This is a genomic window from Ottowia beijingensis (assembly GCF_013423955.1).
In the GTDB taxonomy this organism is placed as follows: Bacteria; Pseudomonadota; Gammaproteobacteria; order Burkholderiales; family Burkholderiaceae_C; genus Ottowia; species Ottowia beijingensis.
This window is the reverse complement of sequence record NZ_JACCKX010000001.1, coordinates 616,633-637,264: the sequence shown is the minus strand read 5'-3', so window position 1 is coordinate 637,264 and position 20,632 is coordinate 616,633. Positions and strand designations below refer to the sequence as shown.

The following is a 20,632-nucleotide window of genomic DNA, read 5'->3' as shown; positions in this document are numbered from 1 at the left end:
GGGCACCATGAACTCGGCGTCGACGACAGCGCGGCGGACGGCCGACGCCATCGTCCGCGTGTCGGAGGCGGACTGGGTCGAGGCCACCAAGATGGCCACGGTGATGCGCGGCGTGGACACCTCGCAGTGGGCGGCCCTGGCCGTGGTGGCGGTGCTGGCCTGGCTGAGCTGGTCGCACGCGCTGCGCACGGTGCTGTATGCCGTGCTGGGCACCTCGCTGGCGGTGGCCGTGGTGCGCTACCGCGTGGTGCGCGGCTTCCTGCGCCTGGCGCGCGAGGGCCAGATCGACCACCAGCTGGCCTATCTGCACCGGCACCGCTGGTTCTGGCCGCTCAACGCCATCAGCTGGGGCGTGTGGCCGCTGGTGTTCCACGGCCGCCTGCCGCCCGAATCGGAAGTGGTGTGCTGGATGCTGACGGCAGGCGTCGGCGGCGTGGCCGTGGCCTGGATGTCGGCGCACCTGCAAGTCACGCGCGTTTTCCTCTGGACCTTCCTGGCCTGCGTGGCGGCCAGCGTCGGCACCATCATCGTGGTGTGGCCCGAGCACATGACGCAGGGGCGCGACTTCTGGTTTCCGGCCGTGCTGGGCGTCTACTGGCTGATGCTGCTGCGCATGGCGCGCCAGCTGCACGAGCTGTACCGCGAGAGCATCGACCTGAGCTACCACAACGCGCGCCTCATCCACTCGCTGCGCGAGCAGAAGGGCCTGGCCGAAGAGGCCTCGCGCTTCAAGGACCGCTTCCTGGCCGGCGCCGCGCACGACCTGAAGCAGCCCGTCAGCGCGCTGGGCATTTACGCCGAGTGGCTGAGCAACGAGCCCGAGCTCGTGCACGAGCTGGGGCCGAAAATCCTGCAGTCCACCCAGGCCATCAACGCGCTGTTCGATTCGCTGTTCGACCTCGTCAAGCTGGATGCGGGGCGCTTCGACATCGACGTGCGCGCCATCGACGTGCCCGAACTGCTGTCCGACCTGCAGGTGCAGTTCAGCCCGATGGCGCAACAGAAGGGGCTGGCGCTGCGCATCCGGTCGCCGCAGCTCACGGTGCAGTCCGATCCGATCCTGCTGCGGCGCATCCTGGGCAATCTGGTGGCCAACGCCATCCGCTACACCCTGCAGGGCGGCATTCTGCTGGCGGCACGCCGGCGTGGCGATGCGGTGCTGTTCGAGGTGTGGGACACCGGCATCGGCATCGCCGCGCACGAGCAGGGGCAGATCTTCGGCGAGTTCTACAAGGTCAGGACCGCCGGTACCGAGGAGGGCTTCGGCCTGGGGTTGTCCATCGTGCAGCGGCTGTCGAGCCGGCAGGGATACCCGGTGTCGATGCGCTCGCAGCCGAGGTTGGGCACGGTGTTCCGCGTGCTGGTGCCGCCCGAGCCCCGGGCTGCGACACCGGGCTTCAGGAACTCAGCAATCCATTCATCCGGGCAAAGTGCAGGGTCTGCGTCCGGCTCTTGACGCCCAGGCGGCGGAACAGGCGCCACAGGTGCACCTTCACCGTGTGCTCGCTGATGCCCAGGCGCTCGGCGATGTCGCGGTTGGACAGGCCCTCGTCCAGCATCAAGATCAGCTGCTTCTGGCGCTTGGACAGCTTGGTGTCGACCTTGCCTTCGCCGTCTTCGAGATCGCCGAACTGGCTGTCGGTGAGCAGCATGGCGCGCAGCGCGGTGGCGATCTCGCTGGCGCCGGCGGATTTCTCGATGTAGACATCGGCGCCGGCTTCGCGGCACCATTCCTCCACGTCGGCGGCGGGTGTGGCCGAGATGACGGCCAGCGGCACGTCGGGGAACAGGCCCTTGAGCAGCTTGACGCCGGAGATGCCCACGGTGTCGGGCAGCTTCAGATCCAGGCAGAACAGTTCGGGCTCGCCCTTGCTGGCCACCGCGCGGTCCAGCTCGGACAGCTGCGACAGCTCCACCACATCGGAACCGGGGCGAACGCGCCGCAGCAGCATCACCACCGCTTCGCGCATCAGCGGGTGATCATCGATAACGTAGATGGCCAAACCGGTTCTCCTAATACTTTTTCTCTAGTGCGAACCATTGTGCCTGAGCCGTCGCGCCATGAGGCGGGGTGAGGCGGGCCCGGGCACGGCAGCGTACCCAATAGTTCACGCTTGCTGGGCTTCCTGCAGGGCCTGCAGGGCTTCGCGCAGCGTCGGTGCGGGGCCGTCGGCGGGCAGCTCCAGCCGGTCGGCCAGGGTTGCCAGCGCCGCGGCACCTTCGGTCTGCAGGCGCTTGACGGCCTGGCCGGCATCGCGTGGCGATTCGAAGCCGCGGCTTTGCAGCAGCAACTGGCCGGCGGCGTCGACCAGCTTGAAATAGAAGCGCCCATCGGCTTCGCGGTATTGCTTGAAGCTGCAGCTTGCTGCGGTTTTGGTAGCTGGCTGTGCCGGCTTGGCGCCGCTTGTGGCCTGCAGTGGCCGCAGGCCCACGGCATGGCGCAAGGCCGCCATGAAAGGCGTGGCGATGGCGCGCGCCTTCTCGGCGCCGCGCAGCAGCAGGCGCTCGACTTCCTCGGGGTGCGCCATCAGGTGCTCGTAGCGCTCGCGCATCGGGCCGATCTCGGCGTCGATGCGCTCGAACAGCGCCTGCTTGGCGTCGCCCCAGGCGATGCCGTCGGCAAACGCCTGCGCAAAGGCCGCGGCCTCGGCATCGTCGGCGAAGGCGCGGTAGATCTGGTACAGCGCCGAGCCTTCGGTGTCCTTGGGCTCGCCCGGTGCGCGCGAATCGGTCACGATGCCCATGATCTGCTTGCGCAGCTGCTCGCGCGGCCCGAACAGGGCGATGGTGTTGTCGTAGCTCTTGCTCATCTTGCGGCCGTCCAGGCCGGGCAGCAGGGCCACGTTGTCGTCGATCAGCGCCTCGGGCGGCACCAAGTGTTCACCGTACAGGTGGTTGAAGCTGGCCGCCATGTCGCGCGCCATCTCGATGTGCTGGATCTGGTCGCGCCCCACCGGCACGTGGTGGGCCTTGAACATCAGGATGTCGGCACCCATCAGCACCGGGTACATGAACAGGCCGGCGCTGACGTCGCTGTCCGGGTCGGCACCCGCGGCGGCGTTCTTGTCCAGCATGGCCTTGTAGGCGTGGGCGCGGTTCAGCAGGCCCTTGCCGGTGACGCAGGTGAGCAGCCAGGTCAGCTCCGGGATCTCGGGGATGTCGGACTGGCGGTAGAAGGTCACGTGCTCCGGGTCCAGTCCGGCGGCCAGCCAGCTGGCGGCGATCTCGAGCGTGCTGCGCTGGATGCGCGCGGGCTCGTCGCACTTGATGAGCGCGTGGTAGTCGGCCAGGAAATAGAAGCTTTGCACGCCCGGCTGGCGGCTGGCGCGCACCGCCGCGCGGATGGAGCCGACGTAGTTGCCCAGGTGCGGGGTGCCGGTGGTGGTGATGCCGGTGAGGACGCGGGTAGTCATCTGCAATGAAAACAGGAGCAAACAGGAAAGAGGCGGCGCGCCGTCAGCGCAGCAGCGCCGTGATGGGCGAGAGCAGCAGATTCAGCGCGCCGTAGGTCAGGCTCATCACCGGGCGCATCCACAGCGTGGAGAGCACGCCCGCCACGATCAGGCCCATGACGATGAAGAAGCCCCAGGGCTCGACGCGGCTGTACGGAATGGCCAGCCGCGGCGGCAGCAGGCCGGTGACGATGCGACCGCCGTCCAGCGGCGGCAGCGGAAACATGTTGAGCGCGAACATCACCACGTTCACCAGCACGCCGGCGCGGCACATCTCGACGAAGAAGCGCTCCTGCACGCCCAGGCCGGCCAGCACGATCAGGCCGATGGCCCAGCCCAGCGCCATGATGAAGTTGCTGGCTGGCCCGGCCAGCGCCACCCAGATCATGTCGCGCTTGGGGTTGCGCAGGTTGCCGAAGTTCACCGGCACCGGCTTGGCATAGCCGAACAGGAAGCTGCCTGCCGTGGCCACGTACAGGAACAGCGGCATGGCGATGGTGCCGATGGGGTCGATGTGCTTGAGCGGGTTGAGCGTGACGCGGCCCAGGAAGGCGGCCGTGCCATCGCCGTAATGGCGCGCCACGTAGCCGTGGGCCGCCTCGTGCACGGTGATGGCGAACAGCACCGGCAGGGCGTAGATGGCGATGGTCTGGATGATGTTGGCGATGTCCACGGGCTGGATTGTCTCATTGCGTGGCGGCGGGCCCGGCAGCGGCCGCATCGCGGGCCTGTGGGAGCGGGCTTGCCCGCGAAGCAGCGCTACACGTGCGCGATGCCGCATCGCGGGCAAGCCCGCTCCCACACAGGATTTTCGAAGAAATCAGGCTCTGATCGCCGCAGATACTGCGCAGGTAGCTATCAATTCAGGACTTTGCGCACCGTCACAAGCCCAGTTCGGCCGGGTCGCCGCGCCCGCGGCGCAGCACCTCGGGCACGTCGCCGCTCAGGTCGACCACGGTGGTGGGCTCCAGCGCGCAGGCGCCGGCGTCGATGACGCCGGCCACCTGCCTGTCGAGCCGCTCGATGATCTCGTCGGGATCGTTCAGCGGCTCATCGTCGCCCGGCAGGATCAGCGTGGTGGCCAGCAGCGGCGCGCCGTGCAACTCCAGTAGCGCTTGCAGCGCCTTGTGCTCGGGCACGCGCAGGCCGATGGTCTTGCGGTGCGGGTGGCTGACGCGGCGCGGCACTTCCTTGCTGGCTTCCAGGATGAAGGTGAAAGGCCCCGGCGTGCCCAGCTTGAGCAGGCGGAACTGCGTGTTGTCCACCCGCGCGTAGCTGGCCAGCTCGCTCAGGTCGCGGCAGATCAGCGACAGCAGGCGCTTGTCGTCCAGCCCGCGGATGCGGCGCAACTGGTCGACCGCGGCCTTGTCGTCGAGGTGGCAGACCAGCGCGTAGCTGGAGTCGGTGGGCACGGCCAGCACCTCGCCCTGCTGCAGCAGCGCGGCGGCAGCCTTCAGCAGGCGCGGCTGCGGGTTGTCGGGGTGGACGCTGAAAAGCTGGGTCATGGTGTTGGTTTAACTATTAAAATAATAGCTTTTGGCGCTTATACAGCAAGCGCTGGAGCCCAAAAGGCTTGAAATCCGCTGGCGGCCAACGGTTCAGCGCGTGCCGCACCAAAGCCCCCTCTCCCTCTGGGAGAGAGCCTGCCCGGACTTGATCCGGGGGCTGGGGTGAGGGCCGCCAGCGTTGTCATGTATGACGGAATGATCAACAAGTTCAGTGCACGCGCCCGGCCAGCAGTTGCCACACGGGCGTCAGGCCATCGGGCAGCGGCGGCAGCTTGCCGAGATCGATGTGGCTCTCGTCGGGGCTGTGGAAGTCGCTGCCGCGCGAGGCGGCCAGGCCGAACTCGCGCGCCATGTCGGCGTAGCGCAGTGCCTCGGCGGCGCTGTGGCTGCCGGTGACGACCTCCACGCCCTGGCCACCGTGCTGCTTGAACTCGCTGAACAGGGCGTACTCGAGGTTGGGCGAGAAGTTGTAGCGCGCCGGGTGCGCGATGACGGCGAGGCCGCCGCTCTGCGTGATCCACTGCACCGCATCGCCCAGCCGGGCCCAGCGGTGCGGCACGAAGCCGGGCTTGCCTTCGGTGAGGTATTTGCGGAACACCTCCGGGGTGTCGCGGCACACGCCCGAGTCGACCAGGAAGCGTGCAAAGTGCGTGCGCGAGATGAGGCGCGGGTTGCCGACGTACTTCAGCGCGCCTTCGTAGGCGCCGTGGATGCCGACCTTGGCCAGCTGTTCGCCCATTTCCACCGCGCGCGGGCCGCGCCGTCGCGCGTGTCGGCCAGGCCTTCGGCCATGCGCGGGTCGGTGTGGTCGAACCCGAGACCGACGATGTGCACCGTGGCATCGGCAAAGGTCACCGAGATTTCAACGCCCGTCAGGTAGCGGATGCCGTGGGCCTGCGCCGCGTCGATGGCGCGTTGCTGGCCGCCCACTTCGTCGTGGTCGGTCAGCGCCCACAGGTCGACCCCGTTGGCCGCCGCGCGCGCCGCCAGTTCCTCGGGCGTCAGCGTGCCGTCGGACGTGGTGGAGTGGCAGTGCAGATCGGGGTTGAGAGGAAAGTTCACTGCCCGATTTTACGGCGCGGGGCTGTTTGCCGTTGGCCGCGGGGCGTTGGGCGCTCGGTCCGATGACACGGATGCTGGAAAAACAATAGCTGCTTGCGCCTTTCTCGTAAGGATTTCAAATAGAAAAATATCTGAAATCGTTGTTTATCAAGCGCAAGCAGCTATGCTTATTGATGCTTACGCCTTGCTGGGCACGGCCGGCCAGGCACGCTGCGGGCCGCGCAACTGCTCGAAGGCGCGCGCCATCTGCAGCACGCCCAGGTCGTCGAAGCGCTGGCCGGCGATCTGCAGGCCGATGGGCAGGGCGGCGCCGGGCGTGCCGGGCGAATCCATGTAGCCGCAGTTGACCGAGACGGCGGGCTGCTCGCCGATGTTGAAGGGCACGGTGAAGCCGATGTGCTCCAGCCCGCGCAGCGGGTCGTTGGTGGGGCTGGGCCAGTCGAACGGCGCCGGGGCGTTGGGCGAGACGGGCGAGATCACGTAGTCGAACGCCTGCATGGCCGCGTTGGTGGCCACGCGCGTGGTGTGCGTGGCGGCGTAGGCGCGGAATACGTCGGCACCCGACATGCCGCGCGCGCTTTCGGCCCATTCGCGGATGACGGGCAGCACGCTGTCGCGCGCGGCGGGCGCCAGCGCGTCCAGATCGAGCATCGAGCGCATGCGCCAGAAATGGTCGAGGCCGGCCAGCAGCTCGGGCGTCATGAACGGGGGCATGGGCGTGACGACGGCGCCCTGCGCTTCAAAAGATGCGCGGCGTGCTCGACGGCGACGCGGATGGCGGGCTCGACGGCCAAGCCGCAGCCGGCCTCCAGCAGCAGGCCGATGCGCACGCCCTTCAGCGGCTTGTCAGCACGCCAGGCCAGCGACCAGTCGATGGCCTGCGGCGGCAGGGCCATGCTGTCGCGGGCGTCGGGGCGGCTCAGCACCTGCATCAGCAGCGCGGCGTCGGCCACGCTGCGTGTCATGGGGCCGGCGGCGCGGCCCATGTAGGGCGGGTCGATGGGCACCCGGCCCAGGCTGGGCTTCAGGCCGACGATGCCGCACCATGCGGCGGGCAGGCGGATGGAGCCGCCGATGTCGGTGCCCAGGTGCAGCGGCCCGTAGCCGGCCGCCGCTGCCGCGCCCGCACCGGCGCTGCTGCCGCCCGGCGTGCGCGACACGTCCCAGGGGTTGCGCGAGATGGCGTGGAAGGTGGACAGGCCCGAGGACAGCATGCCGTAGTCGGGCATGGTGGTCTTGGCGACGATCACCGCGCCGGCTTCGCGCACGCGCGCGGCAGGCGGCGCGTCGGCCGCGGCGGGCGCCAGCGCCACGGCCCGGGTGCCCAGCGGCACCGGATCGCCCGCGGTGGCGATGTTCTCCTTGACGGTGATCGGCACGCCGTCGAGTGCGCCGCAGGGTTCGCCTCTGGCCCAGCGTGCCTCGCTGGTGCGCGCCTGCGCCAGCGCCAGCTCGGGCCGCAGCAGCCAGGTGGCGGCGATGTGCGGCTCCCAGCGCTCAATCTGCGCCAGCACGGCCTGCGCCACGTCGAGGGGCGAGAACGTGCGCGCCCTGTAGCCGGCCAGCAGCTCGTGCGCGCCCAGGTCGTGCAATGCGGTGTGGCTCATGTCGTCTCCAAACAAAAGAGCTGCCTGCGCCCATCCTACCTGCGCAGACAGCTCTTGTTTTTATAGTGCTGAATCAGCCCCAGCCGAGTGCCGACAAATCGTTGACGAAAATGGGCATGTCTTTCCACAGGCCTTGCAGGCCCTTGCGCGCCACCGTCACCCACTGCGGCTGGTAAAGCCAGGCCAGCACGGCGTCGTCGGCCAGCATCTTCTGCGCTTCGCCCAGCAGCTGGTTGCGCTCGGCCGGGTTGGCCGTGGTCTTGATGCGCGCGTACAACTCCTTGAACTTCGGGTTGTTGTAGCCCCAGTAGTACTCGGGCTTGGTGAAGTTGTCCAGGTCGAACGGCTCCACGTGGCTGATGATGGTCAGGTCGTAGTTCTTCGGCCCGCCATAGGTGTTGGCCAGCCACTGCGCCCATTCCACGTTCTGCACCTTGGCGGTGATGCCGATCTTGGCCAGTTGCGCCACGATCACCTCGCCACCTTGGCGGGCGTAGGGCGGCGGCGGCAGCACCAGGCTCAGCTCCAGGGGCGTGGTGATGCCGGCTTCCTTGAGCAGCGCCTTGGCCTTCTCGACGTTGTAGGGGTTGACGCCCGTGGTGTCGATGTAGCCGGCCGCACCCGGCACGTAGTGGCTGCCGATGGGCACGCCGAAGCCGTCGCCCGCGCCCGAGATGACGGCCTTGCGGTCGATGGCCATGCTGATGGCGCGGCGCACGCGCACGTCGTTCAGCGGCTTTTTCGCGTTGTTGATGGCCAGCACCGTCTTGGCGCGCGAGCCGCTGACGAGGGTCTGAAGACGCGGGTTGGCCTTGAACTGCGCCGCGCCGCGCGGCGTGACGCGCGGAAACGCATCGACATCGCCCGACAGCACGGCCGCCACCTGCGCCGCCGGATCGCTGATGAAGCGGAAGGTGGCGCGCCTGATCTTCAGCGCCTTGGCCGCGCGGTAGCTGGGCGAGGCTTGCAGCGTGATGGACGAGCCCTTGGCCCAGTTGCCCAGCACATAGGGGCCGGTGCCCACGGGTTTGGTGGCGTTGGTGTCGGCGCTCTTGGGCTCGACGATCACGGCCGTGGCCTGGCCCATGTAGAACAGGAAGTCCGGGTCCGGCTCCTTGTTGATGATGACCACCGTGTGGTCGTCGATCACGCGCACGCTCTCCATCGAGCTGAAGTTGCGCTTGTCCTTGTTGGTGCTCTTCTCGCCGGCGGCGCGCTCGAAGGCGTACTTCACCGTCGCGGCGTTGAAAGGCTCGCCATTGCTGAACTTCACGCCCTTGCGCAGGTAGAAGGTGTAGGTGCGCAGGTCGGGCGAGACTTCCCAGCGCTCGGCCAGCAACGGCGTCACGCTGCCGTCGCTGTTGATCTTGGTCAGCGTCTCCAGGATGTTGTAGTGCACCACCTCGCCGATGGCCGCCGCGGCGCCGGTGGTCGGGTCCAGCCCTGGGGGTTCCAGCGTCATGCCCATCACCACGGCATCGCGGCGCGACTGGGCGAACGCAGGCAGGTGGCTCAGCGTGGCCAGCACGGGCAGGGTCAGGGCGAAGTCGCGGCGTTTCATCTTCTCGGTTCTCCTTGGGTAGGCAGGACTCGGACGCGCGCATGGTAGCGCACGGTCGGTAACGCTTCAGACCCCTGCAGGGGCGACAAGTTCGGGCACCGATTCGAGCAGCGTGCGCGTGTAGTCGTGCGCCGGCTCGCGCAGCACCTGGCGCACCGGGCCCTGCTCGACGATCAGCCCACCCTTCATCACCGCCACGTCGGCGCAGAGGTGGCTGACCACGGCCAGGTCGTGGCTGATGAACAGGAAGGTGACGCCGTGGTGGTCGCGCAAGTCGGCCATCAGGTTGAGCACCTGCGCCTGCACCGACACGTCGAGCGCGCTCACAGCCTCGTCGGCCACGATCAGCTGGGGCTTGGTGATGAGCGCCCGCGCAATGGCGATGCGCTGGCGCTGGCCACCGGAGAATTCGTGCGGGTACTTGTCGAGCGCGTCGGCGCGCAGGCCCACCGATTCGAGCGTGGCGGCGGCGCGCTCGCGCTGCTGCGCGCGCGTGGCGCCTTCCAGCGCGGCGGCGGGCTCGGCCACGGTGCGCCAGATGGGGCGGCGCGGGTCGAGCGAGCCGTACGGGTCCTGGAACACCATCTGGAAGTCGCGCCGCGCCGCGCGCAGTTTATCAGGCGGCAGCGCATGCAGGTTGCGGCCCATGAACAGGATCTTGCCGCTCGTCGGCGGCTCCAGCGCCATCACCAGCCGCGCCAGCGTGCTCTTGCCCGATCCCGATTCGCCGACGATGCCCATGCTGCGCCCGGTGGTCACGTTGAGCGACACGCCGCGCAGCGCCTGCACCTCGCCCGGTGCGCGGAACAGCGATTCGCGCGGCAGCGTGTAGCGCCGCGTGACATCGCGGATTTCAAGCAGAAAGAGCTTTTGACCGCGTCCATCAAGCGCCACCAGCTCTCGTTGTAGGAGCGGGCTTGCCCGCGATGACAGCGCCGGATGGGGCAGTGGCGTCCATCGCGGGCAAGCCCGCTCCCACAGGCAGGGACTCGGTTGCCGCGAGCACCACGTCGGCACGCCGGCAGACGAACTGGTGGCCGCCTTGCAGCGGCACCGTGGGCGGCTGCTGCGTGACGCACGCGTCTTCGGTGTACGCGCAGCGCCCCGCGAACGGGCAGCCCGGCGGCAGGCTGAACAGGTCGGGCACGCTGCCGGGAATGGTCGGCAGCCGCTCACTGCGGTGCGCCACCAGGCGGTGCTGCATGTTCGGCCGCGCCGCCATCAGCCCGCGCGTGTAGGGGTGCGCGGGGCGCGCGAAGACGTCGGCCGAAGGCCCGCTCTCGACCACGCTGCCGCCGTACATCACCAGCATGCGCTGCACATTCTGCGCGATCAGTCCCAGGTCGTGCGAGATCAGGATCAGCGCCATGCCGCGCTCGGTGACCAGCTCGCGGATCAGGCCGAGGATCTGCTTTTGCACCGTCACGTCGAGTGCGGTGGTCGGCTCGTCGGCGATCAGCACGTCGGGCTCGCAAGCCAGTGCCATGGCGATCATGATGCGCTGGCGCTGCCCGCCCGAGAACTGGTGCGGAAAGCTGTCCACGCGCCGCGCCGCATCGGGGATGCCCACGCGGTCGAGCAGGGTGATGGCCTTCTCGCGCGCTGCGTTGCTCGACAGGTTCTGGTGCAGACGCAGCGGTTCGGCAATCTGCGCGCCGACGCGGTGCACCGGGTTCAGCGCCGTCATCGGCTCCTGGAAGATCATCGCCACCTGGTAGCCGCGGATGGCGCGCCAGTCGCGGTCGTGCAGGCCGATCAGCTCGCGCCCCTCCAGCTTCAGGCTGCCGCTGACGGTGGCGTTCTCGGGCGCCAGGCCCATCAGGGCCAGCGCCGTCATCGACTTGCCGCAGCCCGATTCGCCGATCAGGCCCAGGGTTTCGCCGCGATCCAGCGTGAACGTCATGTCGCGCACCGCCGCCGCCGTGCCGCGGTGGGTGTGCAGGTCGACGCGCAGGTGGGAGACTTCGAGCAGGGGCACGGGCTCAGCTCCGCAGCAGGTTGGCCAGCGGCTTGCCGCGCGCGTCGCGGTAGACGTCGAAGTCCGCGTCGATGCTGACGATGCGGCGGATGCCCAGCCGCTCGGCGGCTTCGGCGATGGACGCGTCGGCCAGGTCCAGCGGCAGGCTGGCAAAGCGCTGGCTGATGCGGCGCATCTGCGCCAGGCTGGTGTCGGCCGGCGCATCCACCCGCACGCCGCCGCGTTCGACCCACAGCAGAAAGTCCAGCGCTGCCTGGTTGTGCACGCGCCGCGCCAGCAGGGCGCACACCTCGGTCAGCACCGGCCAGGTGCTGACCAAACCCAGCGCCGGGTGCGCCTGCAGCCAGGCAACGACGCGCGCGTGCCAGTGGTCGGCGGCGTTGAACAGCGCCAGCAGCGGGCCGCTGTCGACCAGCACCTGGCCTGGCGGCATCACGCCGTATTGCGCCGGTGCTTCGGCGGCGTGCAGGGGCGCGGCGGCTTTGCTCATGCGGGGCGCGGTGCGGTCAGTGCGCGCTGCGGCGGGCGTGCTTGTCGCCCCACGCGTCGGCCAGATGCTGGCGGCGCGCCGTGGCCAGATCGGCCGGGCCGGCGTGGCGGCCGAACAGGTCGGCGCCCAGCGCCCAGGGCGATGCGGGCGTGGTCGGCACGCTGGCCAGGTAGGCCACCAGCGCATCGCGCATGACGTCGCTGATGCTGCGGCCCTCGGCCGCGCAGTGCTGGCGCAGCGATTGCTCCAGCTCGGGCGGGAGTTTGACGGTGGTGGTCATGGAGTTGACTTTGGTGTAATAAGAAAAATATTACCAATCTGCTGGACAAAGTTCAAGCCTCAACTGCGCCGCTGCAGCCGCGGATCGAGCAGGTCGCGCAGCCCGTCGCCCAGCAGGTTCAGGCCCAGCACCGACAGCGCGATGGCCACGCCCGGCCACACGGCCAGCAGGGGCGACTGAAACATCAGCGTCTGCGCCTCGGCCAGCATGCGGCCCCAGCTGGGCTGGGGCGGCTGTGTGCCCAGGCCCAGGTACGACAGCGCCGCCTCGGCCAGGATGGCGACGGCGAAGCGGATGGTGGCCTGCACGATCAGCACGGCCAGGATGTTGGGCAGGATGTGCTGCCAGGTGATGGCCCACGGCCCCTTGCCCGACGCGCGCGGCCAGCACGTAGTCGCGGCTCCACACCGCGTTGGCGGCGGCTCGGGTGATGCGCGCGAAGGTGGGGATGTTGTAGATGCCGATGGCGACGATGGCGTTGACGATGCCCGGCCCGTACACGGCGGTGAGCATGATGGCGGACAGAATGGCCGGAAAGGCGAAGCCGAAGTCGGACACGCGCATGATGGCTTCCTCCACCCAGCCGCGCCGCGCCGAAGCCAGCAGGCCCAGCGCCGTGCCGATGACGAGGCCGATGCAGACGGCGATGACGCCCACCAGGATCGATGCGCGCGCGCCCACCAGCAGCAGCGAGACGATGTCGCGCCCGAACGCATCGGTGCCCAGCCAGTGGCGGGCGCCGGGCGGCAGCAGCTTGGCGTCCATGTCGACGTCGTAGACCGAGTAGGGCGTCCACAGGTACGACAGCGCGGCGGTCAAAAGCAGCAGCAGCGAGAGCACGCCACCGATGAGAAAACCCGGATGGCGCAGCGCGCGCTGCCAGAAGCCGGGCGCGGTGCGGGCGGGCGAGGCGGGCAGGATAGTGGTGTTCATGCAGGCCGCTGCGGATCGACGGGGCTGTAGGAGCGGGCTTGCCCGCGATAGCTGTGTTTGGTGGGAGGAAGCGCCGCATCGCGGGCAAGCCCGCTCCCACGAGCGGGAGCATCCGATGGCCGCGGAGCAGGCCACACCAGCGGACGCCGTGGCCGGACCTGCGCCGGCCACTGGCGTTGTCCCCCTCCCGCAGGAGAGGGGGAAGGCGCGCAGCGACTCAGGGGGTGCCTCATATTTCACTCGCTTTCACCCGCGGATCGATCACGGCATACAGCACATCGACGATGAAGTTGACGATGACCACCATGGTCGCCAGCAGCATCACGCAGTTGCGCACCACGATCACGTCGCGGTTGGCGATGCTCTGGAAGATCAGGCGGCCCAGGCCGGGCAGGTAGAACACGTTCTCGACCACGATGGTGCCGGCCAGCAACTCGGCGAACTGCAGGCCCATCACGGTGATGACGGGGATCATGGCGTTGCGCAGCACGTGGCCCCACAGCGTGGCGCGGTGGCTCAGGCCCTTGGCGCGCGCCGTGCGCACGAAGTCCTCGCGCAGCACCTCCAGCACGGCCGAGCGGGTGAAGCGCGCCAGGATGGCCGCCTGCACCACCGCCAGCGCGATGGCCGGCAGGATCAGCGCCCGCAGCCCATCCCACAGGCCGCGCCACACGCCGTCGTCGAAATACCAGCCGTCAAAGCCACCGGCCGAGAACCACTGCAGCTTCACCGAGAACAGCAGGATCAGCAGGATGGCGAACCAGAAGTTGGGGATGGCGATGCCGATCTGCGCCAGCGTCATCAGCCCCACGTCGCCCGCGCTGTTGTGGCGCGAGGCAGCGTACACGCCCACGGCCAGCGCGATCACGGTGGTCAGCAGCATCGCCAGCACGGCCAGCGGAATGGTCAGCGCCAGGCGCTCGACGATCAGCTCCGACACCGGCGAGCCGTAGGTGTAGCTCAGGCCCATGTCGCCGCGCAGCAGCCCGCCCATCCAGCCGAAGTAGCGTTGCAGGGCAGGTTGATCCAGCCCCAGTTCGGTCGCCTTGGCGGCCACAGCGGCGGGGTCGGCATCAGGCCCCATCAGCACCTGCGCGGCGTTGCCGGGCAGCACCTCCAGCACCGCGAACACGATCACGCTAGTGGCCAGCAACGTGGCGATGAGCGTGAGAACGCGCTTGAAGAGGAAGTGCTCATGGGTCGGCGCGATTATCAACACATTCGTTGCTGCCTTTGACCGCGCGCAGGCCGCGCTGCGTGCCCCGGCGGATAATCGGACGCACCGACCAAAGGAGTATTGAACCCATGGCACTGATGATCACCGACGAGTGCATCAACTGCGATGTGTGCGAGCCGGAGTGCCCGAATGAGGCCATCTCGATGGGCCCGGAGATCTACGTCATCGACCCGAACAAGTGCACCGAATGCGTCGGCCACTTCGACGAGCCGCAGTGCGTGACGGTGTGCCCGGTGGAATGCATTCCGGTGGATCCGAACCGGGTCGAGGACAAGGAAATGCTGCTGCAGAAGTACCACCGGCTGCAGGCGGCCAAGGCCTGATTCAAGGCCTTTTCGGCCTCTGGCGCCCGTCCATCAAGCGCCAGCAGCTATCAATCTTGCTTGATGCTCAAGAAGTCTCCGATGACGCGCGGACCGCATCCGCTGTGTGGGAGCGGGCTTGCCCGCGATCAAGCGTTCGTGGCGACCCGTTGCCTCATCGCGGGCAAGCCCGCTCCCACAACGCTGTGTGAGACTTCTCGATAGTCACGCAATCTTGATTTTTCACAGGCGTCACGAGCCGGCTGAATCATCGCCGGGCGTCGGCGCTGTCCGTGGCGCGGCCGGTTTGGGTGGCTTGGCACGCGGCGGCTTGTCGGTGTGGATCTGCACCGTGGCGCGCTCCATCTCGCCCATCACCAGGTTCTCGAACGCCTGCGCCGAGCGCGTGATGGCGGCTTCGATCTGCGCCAGTTCTTCCGCCGGCGGCTTGCGCAGCACCCAGCCCACCACTTCCGACTTGTCGCCCGGGTGGCCGATGCCGATGCGCAGGCGCCAGTAGTCGCCCGTGCCCAGCTGCGCGTGGATGTCGCGCAGCCCGTTGTGGCCGGCGTGGCCGCCGCCTTTCTTGAGCTTGGCCTGGCCGGGCGCCAGGTCGAGCTCGTCGTGCACCACCAGAATCTGCTCGGGCGCGATCTTGTAAAAGCGCGCCAGCGCCGACACCGAGCGGCCGGACAGGTTCATGAAGGTCTGCGGCTGCAGCAGCCACACGCTGTGCCCGCGCACGTTGGCACGCGCCACCAAGCCGTGGTAGCCGCGCTCGGGCGCCAGGCGGGCGTTCAGCTGGCGTGCCACGGCGTCGATCCACCAGAAGCCGGCGTTGTGGCGGGTGGCCTCGTATTCGGCGCCGGGGTTGCCCAGGCCGACGAAGAGTTTGATCATGGGTGGGATTATCGGTGGCGTGGTTCGGTGCGGGGCGGGTTGGCAGCACGCCGCAGCCAGTTCAATTTTGATAGTGGGTTGCACCCGCCAGGTAATGAATTCAAGAGAAAAAGGCCTGAAATCGTTTAGTGATGGGCGCAAGAAGCTATTGTTATTGAAGCAATCAAAGATGTTCGGGCAACAAAAAACCCGCTCGAAAGCGGGCTTCTTGCAGCGAACGGGCTGTCAGGCCTGCATCACTTCTTGTCGCCTTCGGCCGCGGGTGCGGCGTCGCCGGCAGCAGCGTCGGCTTCCGGCTCCTCGGCGGCAGGCATCACCACCGACACCAGCACCGTGTCTTCGGCGCTGTGGCCGTGCAGCATGGGCTCGACGCCCTTGGGCAGTTCGATGTCCTTCAGCGTCAGGGTGCTGCCCTTTTCCAGCTTCGACAGGTCGACCTTGATCGCCTCGGGCAGGTCGGCCGGCAGGCACGACACTTCCAGTTCGGTCAGGATGTGGTTGACCAGACACTTGTCGGTCTTGACCGCGGTGGACTCTTCCTCGCCGCTGTAGTGCAGGGGATCTTCATGGTGATCTTCTGCTTCGCCGACACGCGCTGGAAGTCGATGTGCAGCACCTGCTGCTTGTAGGGGTGGATCTGCAGGTCACGCAGCAGCACCTGGGCGGTCTTGCCGGCCAGTTCCATGTCCAGCACGGACGAGTGGAAGGCTTCCTTCTTGATGGCATGCCACAGTGCGTTGTGGTCCAGCTCGATCAGCTGGGGCTCACCCTCACCGCCGTAAACAATGCCGGGCACCTTGCCGGCATTGCGCAGACGGCGGCTCGCACCCGTACCCTGCTTGCTGCGCTCGAAAGCGACGAATTTCATGACTGACTCCTGTATTGAGCCGACCGCGACCAGTGCGGCTCAGGTTGAAAAAGCCGCGCGGCTGGATTGCCATGCGACCCGTGCGTTCCGTCAGAACAGGTTTTCCTGCTCCTGGAACAGACTCATCACCGACTCGCCGCGGGCGATGCGGCCGATCGTCTGCGCGATCAGCGGCGCCACCGACACCTGGCGAATCTTGGGGCATTGCGCTGCCGCGTCGGACAGCGGAATGGTGTTGGTCACCACCACCTCGTCGAGCGCCGTGCCCTTGGCGATGCGCTCGATGGCCGGGCCGCTGAAGATGGGGTGCGTGCAGTAGGCGTACACCTTCTTGGCGCCGCGCTCCTTCAGCACCTCGGCCGCCTTCACCAGCGTGCCGGCGGTGTCGATCATGTCGTCCATGATCACGCAGTTGCGGCCCTCGATGTCGCCGATGACGTGCATCACCTCGCTCACGTTGGCCTTGGGCCGGCGCTTGTCGATGATGGCCAGGTCGCAACCCAGCTGCTTGGCCAGCGCGCGCGCGCGCACCACGCCACCCACATCGGGGCTGACGACGAGCAGATCGTCGTAGTTCTTCTGCCGCAGATCGCCCAGCAGCACCGGCGAGGCGTAGATGTTGTCGACCGGGATGTCGAAGAAGCCCTGGATCTGGTCGGCGTGCAGGTCCATCATGATGACGCTGGACACGCCCACCGCCTGCAGCATGTTGGCCACCACCTTGGCGCTGATCGGCACCCGGGTGGAGCGCGGGCGGCGATCCTGCCGGGCGTAGCCGAAGTAGGGGATGACGGCGCTGATGCGTTCGGCCGACGAGCGCTTGAGCGCGTCGACCATGATCAGCAGTTCCATCAGGTTCTCGTTGGTCGGCGCGCAGGTGGACTGCACCACGAACACGTCGCGGGCGCGCACGTTCTGCTTGATCTCGACCGTGACCTCGCCGTCGGAGAAACGCCCCACGTCGGCGGCGCCGAGGCTGATGCCCAGATGGCTGGCGATTTCAGCCGCCAGTGCCGGATTGGCATTGCCGGTGAACACCAGAAAGTCAGGAGTGTGGGACGGCTGCATGCGCTTTCCGGCGTGTCACTGAAACGGTGCGGCTTCGAACCGGGCACGCGGTGCCCGGCGAAAGTTCAAGCCGGGCGCGTTGCGCACGGCGTCAGGGTCTGGCAGGGGAGGAAGGACTCGAACCCTCGCATGCCGGAATCAAAATCCGGTGCCTTGACCAACTTGGCGACTCCCCTACACCGGTTGCCGGCCCCAACTGCGGGCCAGCCACCTTCAACTGTCGCCTGGGGCCCAGCCGCTGAGCGGATGAACCTCCAGATTGCTGCACAGACGCACTTGCCAGTCTGCCGGGGCCTGGGGCGTGGCGGCCAGATCAGCCTCCTGCGCCTGCGGCACCTTGCAAAAACCGCGCTGCCCGAGCCGGTCATCCTGCCCTGAAGGCCGAGCCGCGAAAGCCACTCGATCCCCTCGGACACCTGCGGGCAAAGCCGCTGGGCAACCGGCTGCAGGTCGTTGCGGCCAAAGCCGTACGGGTCTGCAGCAAAGCCTGAAATTATAGCAGGCTCTGAATCACGTTTCAGATCGGGTGCGCCAAAAATGGCGCCGGTTTCCAGTCCCTGCGGCGGTTTTGCGACAAGAAACCGCGCCGGCGGCAGCGCCAGCGGCCGAATCTGCTCGCCGATGCCTTCGACCCAGCCATGGCCGCCATGGATGAAGAAGGGCACGTCGGCCCCCAGCGACAGGCCGATCTGCGCCAGTTGCGCACGGGTTAGCTGCAGGCCCCAGAGCCGGTTGAGCGCCAGCAGCGTGCTGGCGGCATCCGACGAGCCGCCGCCCATCCCGGCCTGTGACGGCACGCGCTTGAGGATGCCGATGTGCGCGCCTTCGGCACATCCGGTGGCCTGTTGCAGCGCGCGTGCGGCGCGAAGCACCAGATCCTCGGGCGGCAGCGGCAGGCCCAGGTCCTGGCGCGTGATGGCGCCACCGGCGCGCCGCTCGAAATGCAGTGTGTCGCACCAGTCGATCAGCATGAAGGCCGATTGCAGCAGGTGGTAGCCGTCGGCCCGTCGCCCGGTGATGTGCAGGAACAGGTTCAGCTTGGCCGGCGCGGGCACGTCGTACAACGAGCGCATCGTGTGGCCAGTCTCAGCGATCGAGCACGACCCGCAGATCGGCGGTCGGCAAGGGCATCAGACGCTTGGCCGACAGGCGGCCTTCGGGCAGGCGGCTCAGGTCGGCCTGCCAGCCCGGCACCGACTGCGGCTGGCCGCGCAGCCACCCGAACAGGGCGCGCACGGGCAGCGGGGTGCCGATCACCTCGGCCGCCAGAGTCTCCAGCGATTCATAGCGCCGCGCCTGCTCGCCCTGGCGCAGCCAAGCCTCTCCAGGGTGCCACTGCATGACGGCCAGGGTGCTGCCCAGGGGTGAAGTCAGGGTCAGTTCGCCGGCGTCGGGGCTGCCGCTCAGGCTGAAGCCGGCAGAGAAGGACTGCGGCGGCTCCGCGGCCACGGTCAGGCCCAGGCGGCCGCTCCACTGGTTGCTTTCAGTATCAAATGCGGCATGAGGCGGCTTGTCAGTTGCGCAGCCAGCTATCAAAAAGAAGCGATCAACAGCCAGCCGAAGGCTGCGCGCCGCGCGATGGCGCCACCGCGCCAGCCGCCGGTCATCGTCAAGGCGTCACCCCGAATCGCTTCAGCGTCTTCTGCAGCGTCTCGTTGTCCATGTCCTGGCGCAAGCCGTCGCGCCAGATGCGGCGCGCCTCGTCGTGGTGGCCCTGCACCCACAGCACTTCACCCAGGTGGGCGGCGATTTCGGGGTCGGGGCGCTTCTTGTAGGCAGCTTCCAGAATCTTGCGCGCTTCGCGCACGTTGCCCATGCGGAAATGCACCCAGCCCAGGCTGTCCTGGATGAAGCTGTCGTCGGGGACAACTGCACGGCCTTCTCGATCAACTGCCTGGCTTCGGGCAGGCGCAGGTTGCGATCGGCCAGCGAGTAACCCAGTGCGTTGTAGGCGTGCGCGGCGTCGGGGTTCAGTTCGATCAGGCGGCGCATCAGCCGCTCCATCTCGTTCATGCGGTCGAGCCGCTCGGCCGCCATGGCCGCGTCGTACAGCAGGCCTTCGTCGTCGGGGTCCTTCTTCAGCTCTTCAGTCAGCAGTTGGTAGGCCTGCTCGGGTTGCTGGTGGTCGCGCAGCAACTGGGCTTCGGTCAGCAGCTTCTGGCGGGCGTCCTCGGGCTTGCGCTCGGGCACGTTGCGGATGGCCTGGCGCGCCTCGTCCAGACGGCCCTGGCGCGCCAGGATCTGCGCGCGGCGGGTCTGCACCGCCAGCAGCTGGTCGGGCGAATCCACGCTGGCCAGCCAGCGCTCGGCCGCGGCGTAGTCGCCACGGCGCTCGGCGATGCGCGCCAGCATCAGGCGGGCGTGGTCGGCGCCGGCGGTCTGGTCGGGCTGCCTGGCCAGGTTCAGGTAGTGCTGCAGGTCGGCCTCGGCCTCGGTGTCCTTGCGCTCGTCGGCGTACAGCGCGCCGCGCACCAGCCAGGCTTCGGCGTTGTCGGGCGAGCGGTGCAGCAGGGTGTTGAGCTGCGCATGGGCGTCGGCGTGGCGGCCCTGTTCGACCAGCGCGCGGGCGTAGCCGATGTGCACTTCGGGCCGCGCGTCGGGGTGCGACAGGTGGCGCTGGATCAGCGCCTCGGCCTTGGCCTCGCCCGCGCCCGACATGAGCTGCAGCGCCAGCAGCGCCGGCCATTCCGACTGCGCGTTGGCATCCTGCCCCAGGGTGGCCGCGGCCAGGGCGCCGGCGTGGTCGTTGTTCTGCAGGCGCATGCGGCCGATGGTGGTCCACGCCGCGGGCGCCAGGGCCGAAATCTTGACCGCCTCGGACAGTGCGCGCTGCACCGTCTGCGCGGCTTCCGCCTTGTCGGGCGCGCGCTGGTACAGCGCCGGCAGCGCGGTGATGAAGGCGATTTTTCTTCCGCCGGCAGCGACGCCAGCACGGCGCGCAGGGGTGCCTCGGTTTCGGCGATGCGGCCCAGCACGATCAGTACCTGCAGTTCGTAGCGGCTGGCTTCGATGGAGCTGGGGTGTGCCTGGCGCCAGGCACGCGCGGTGTCCAGCGCACCGGGGCCGGAGCGCGACTGGATCGCCATCTCGGTGGCCCGCTTGAACAGCGATTCGTCGCCCGTGCGGCGCGCTGCGCTCAGCATGGTGCCGGTGCTGTTCTGCGCGTCGCCCTGGCGGAACAGCATTTCGCTGATCAGCAACTCGTACATCAGGCGCGCGGTGAGGCGCGACTGGGCGGGCGGGGCGTCGGCGTCGGCGGGTGCGCTGGAGGCTGCAGCCTGCGGCGCGGCCGGGGTTTGCGCCAGCGTGGCCGTGGCCGCCAGAGCCAGCGCCAGCCCGCAGGCGACGCGGTGAAAATGCTGCATCAACCCATAATAATCCATGCC

Annotated in this window: 17 protein-coding genes, 1 tRNA gene and 6 pseudogenes; 2 read left to right on the top strand and 22 right to left on the bottom strand. The window is 68.3% G+C overall.

Annotated elements, in window-relative coordinates; translation table 11 throughout:
* Positions 1–7: 7 nt before the first annotated feature.
* Positions 8–1,456 carry a sensor histidine kinase gene (locus tag H0I39_RS03230; RefSeq protein ID WP_180549540.1) on the top strand — a complete coding sequence of 483 codons (1,449 nt, stop codon included), beginning with the start codon at positions 8–10 and terminating at the stop codon, positions 1,454–1,456.
* Here H0I39_RS03230 and H0I39_RS03225 read toward each other — a convergent pair.
* The 13 genes and pseudogenes from H0I39_RS03225 to H0I39_RS03165 form a co-directional block, all read right to left on the bottom strand.
* Positions 1,398–2,003, bottom strand: a complete 606-nt coding sequence (locus H0I39_RS03225) for a response regulator transcription factor (protein ID WP_180549539.1) — start codon at positions 2,001–2,003, stop codon at positions 1,398–1,400. The genes H0I39_RS03230 and H0I39_RS03225 overlap by 59 nt on opposite strands.
* Positions 2,004–2,108: 105 nt before the next feature.
* Positions 2,109–3,413: a tryptophan--tRNA ligase gene (locus H0I39_RS03220; protein WP_180549538.1), complete on the bottom strand. Its 1,305-nt coding sequence runs from the start codon at positions 3,411–3,413 to the stop codon at positions 2,109–2,111.
* 43 nt (positions 3,414–3,456) lie between these two features.
* Positions 3,457–4,125, bottom strand: coding sequence for a site-2 protease family protein (locus H0I39_RS03215; protein WP_180549537.1), 669 nt, complete (start codon positions 4,123–4,125; stop codon positions 3,457–3,459).
* 208 nt (positions 4,126–4,333) lie between these two features.
* On the bottom strand, positions 4,334–4,957 hold the full coding sequence (locus H0I39_RS03210) for an L-threonylcarbamoyladenylate synthase (RefSeq protein WP_180549536.1): 624 nt from the start codon (positions 4,955–4,957) through the stop codon (positions 4,334–4,336).
* A 211-nt stretch (positions 4,958–5,168) separates the two neighbouring features.
* Positions 5,169–6,022: pseudogene (locus tag H0I39_RS03205) on the bottom strand (3',5'-nucleoside bisphosphate phosphatase).
* 177 nt (positions 6,023–6,199) lie between these two features.
* A pseudogene (locus H0I39_RS03200) lies at positions 6,200–7,629 on the bottom strand (amidase).
* Between the two features lie 73 nt (positions 7,630–7,702).
* A complete protein-coding gene (locus tag H0I39_RS03195; RefSeq protein WP_180549535.1) occupies positions 7,703–9,190 on the bottom strand; it encodes an ABC transporter substrate-binding protein in 1,488 nt (495 codons plus the stop codon).
* Between the two features lie 66 nt (positions 9,191–9,256).
* Positions 9,257–10,084, bottom strand: a complete 828-nt coding sequence (locus tag H0I39_RS03190; protein ID WP_180549534.1) for an ATP-binding cassette domain-containing protein — start codon at positions 10,082–10,084, stop codon at positions 9,257–9,259.
* The gene (locus H0I39_RS03185) at positions 10,074–11,168 is read right to left on the bottom strand and encodes an ABC transporter ATP-binding protein (protein WP_180549533.1); all 1,095 of its coding nucleotides are present in this window, start codon (positions 11,166–11,168) and stop codon (positions 10,074–10,076) included. The genes H0I39_RS03190 and H0I39_RS03185 overlap by 11 nt, the downstream gene beginning before the upstream one ends.
* A gap of 4 nt (positions 11,169–11,172) precedes the next feature.
* Positions 11,173–11,658 (bottom strand): type II toxin-antitoxin system VapC family toxin, encoded by a 486-nt coding sequence (locus tag H0I39_RS03180; protein WP_180549532.1) that lies wholly within the window; start codon positions 11,656–11,658, stop codon positions 11,173–11,175.
* A 16-nt stretch (positions 11,659–11,674) separates the two neighbouring features.
* Positions 11,675–11,938: a ribbon-helix-helix protein, CopG family gene (locus H0I39_RS03175; protein ID WP_180549531.1), complete on the bottom strand. Its 264-nt coding sequence runs from the start codon at positions 11,936–11,938 to the stop codon at positions 11,675–11,677.
* A 59-nt stretch (positions 11,939–11,997) separates the two neighbouring features.
* Positions 11,998–12,871: pseudogene (locus H0I39_RS03170) on the bottom strand (ABC transporter permease).
* A gap of 229 nt (positions 12,872–13,100) precedes the next feature.
* A complete protein-coding gene (locus H0I39_RS03165) occupies positions 13,101–14,087 on the bottom strand; it encodes an ABC transporter permease (RefSeq protein ID WP_257645588.1) in 987 nt (328 codons plus the stop codon).
* 89 nt (positions 14,088–14,176) lie between these two features.
* On the opposite strand from H0I39_RS03165, the gene H0I39_RS03160 reads away from it, so the two are divergent.
* Positions 14,177–14,431, top strand: a complete 255-nt coding sequence (locus tag H0I39_RS03160) for a YfhL family 4Fe-4S dicluster ferredoxin (protein WP_180549530.1) — start codon at positions 14,177–14,179, stop codon at positions 14,429–14,431.
* Positions 14,432–14,662: 231 nt separating this feature from the next.
* Here H0I39_RS03160 and pth read toward each other — a convergent pair whose 3' ends face one another.
* The 9 genes and pseudogenes from pth to H0I39_RS23080 form a co-directional block, all read right to left on the bottom strand.
* Entirely contained in the window at positions 14,663–15,310 is a 648-nt protein-coding gene (gene pth, locus H0I39_RS03155) for an aminoacyl-tRNA hydrolase (protein ID WP_180549529.1), read from the bottom strand.
* Positions 15,311–15,546: 236 nt separating this feature from the next.
* Positions 15,547–16,178 (bottom strand): annotated as a pseudogene (locus tag H0I39_RS03150) (50S ribosomal protein L25/general stress protein Ctc).
* Between the two features lie 90 nt (positions 16,179–16,268).
* Positions 16,269–17,246 (bottom strand): ribose-phosphate pyrophosphokinase, encoded by a 978-nt coding sequence (locus H0I39_RS03145; RefSeq protein ID WP_180549528.1) that lies wholly within the window; start codon positions 17,244–17,246, stop codon positions 16,269–16,271.
* 99 nt (positions 17,247–17,345) lie between these two features.
* Positions 17,346–17,422: transfer RNA gene (locus H0I39_RS03140), tRNA-Gln, on the bottom strand.
* 37 nt (positions 17,423–17,459) lie between these two features.
* Positions 17,460–18,319 (bottom strand): annotated as a pseudogene (ispE, locus tag H0I39_RS03135) (4-(cytidine 5'-diphospho)-2-C-methyl-D-erythritol kinase).
* Positions 18,320–18,332: 13 nt separating this feature from the next.
* Entirely contained in the window at positions 18,333–18,782 is a 450-nt protein-coding gene (locus H0I39_RS03130; protein WP_257645587.1) for a lipoprotein insertase outer membrane protein LolB, read from the bottom strand.
* A gap of 73 nt (positions 18,783–18,855) precedes the next feature.
* The gene (locus H0I39_RS23090; protein WP_307776763.1) at positions 18,856–19,062 is read right to left on the bottom strand and encodes a tetratricopeptide repeat protein; all 207 of its coding nucleotides are present in this window, start codon (positions 19,060–19,062) and stop codon (positions 18,856–18,858) included.
* A gap of 101 nt (positions 19,063–19,163) precedes the next feature.
* Positions 19,164–19,904 (bottom strand): annotated as a pseudogene (locus H0I39_RS23085) (tetratricopeptide repeat protein); the annotation flags it as partial.
* Positions 19,868–20,611 carry a hypothetical protein gene (locus tag H0I39_RS23080; RefSeq protein ID WP_307776762.1) on the bottom strand — a complete coding sequence of 248 codons (744 nt, stop codon included), beginning with the start codon at positions 20,609–20,611 and terminating at the stop codon, positions 19,868–19,870. The gene H0I39_RS23080 and the pseudogene H0I39_RS23085, both read right to left, overlap by 37 nt.
* Positions 20,612–20,632 lie beyond the last annotated feature (21 nt).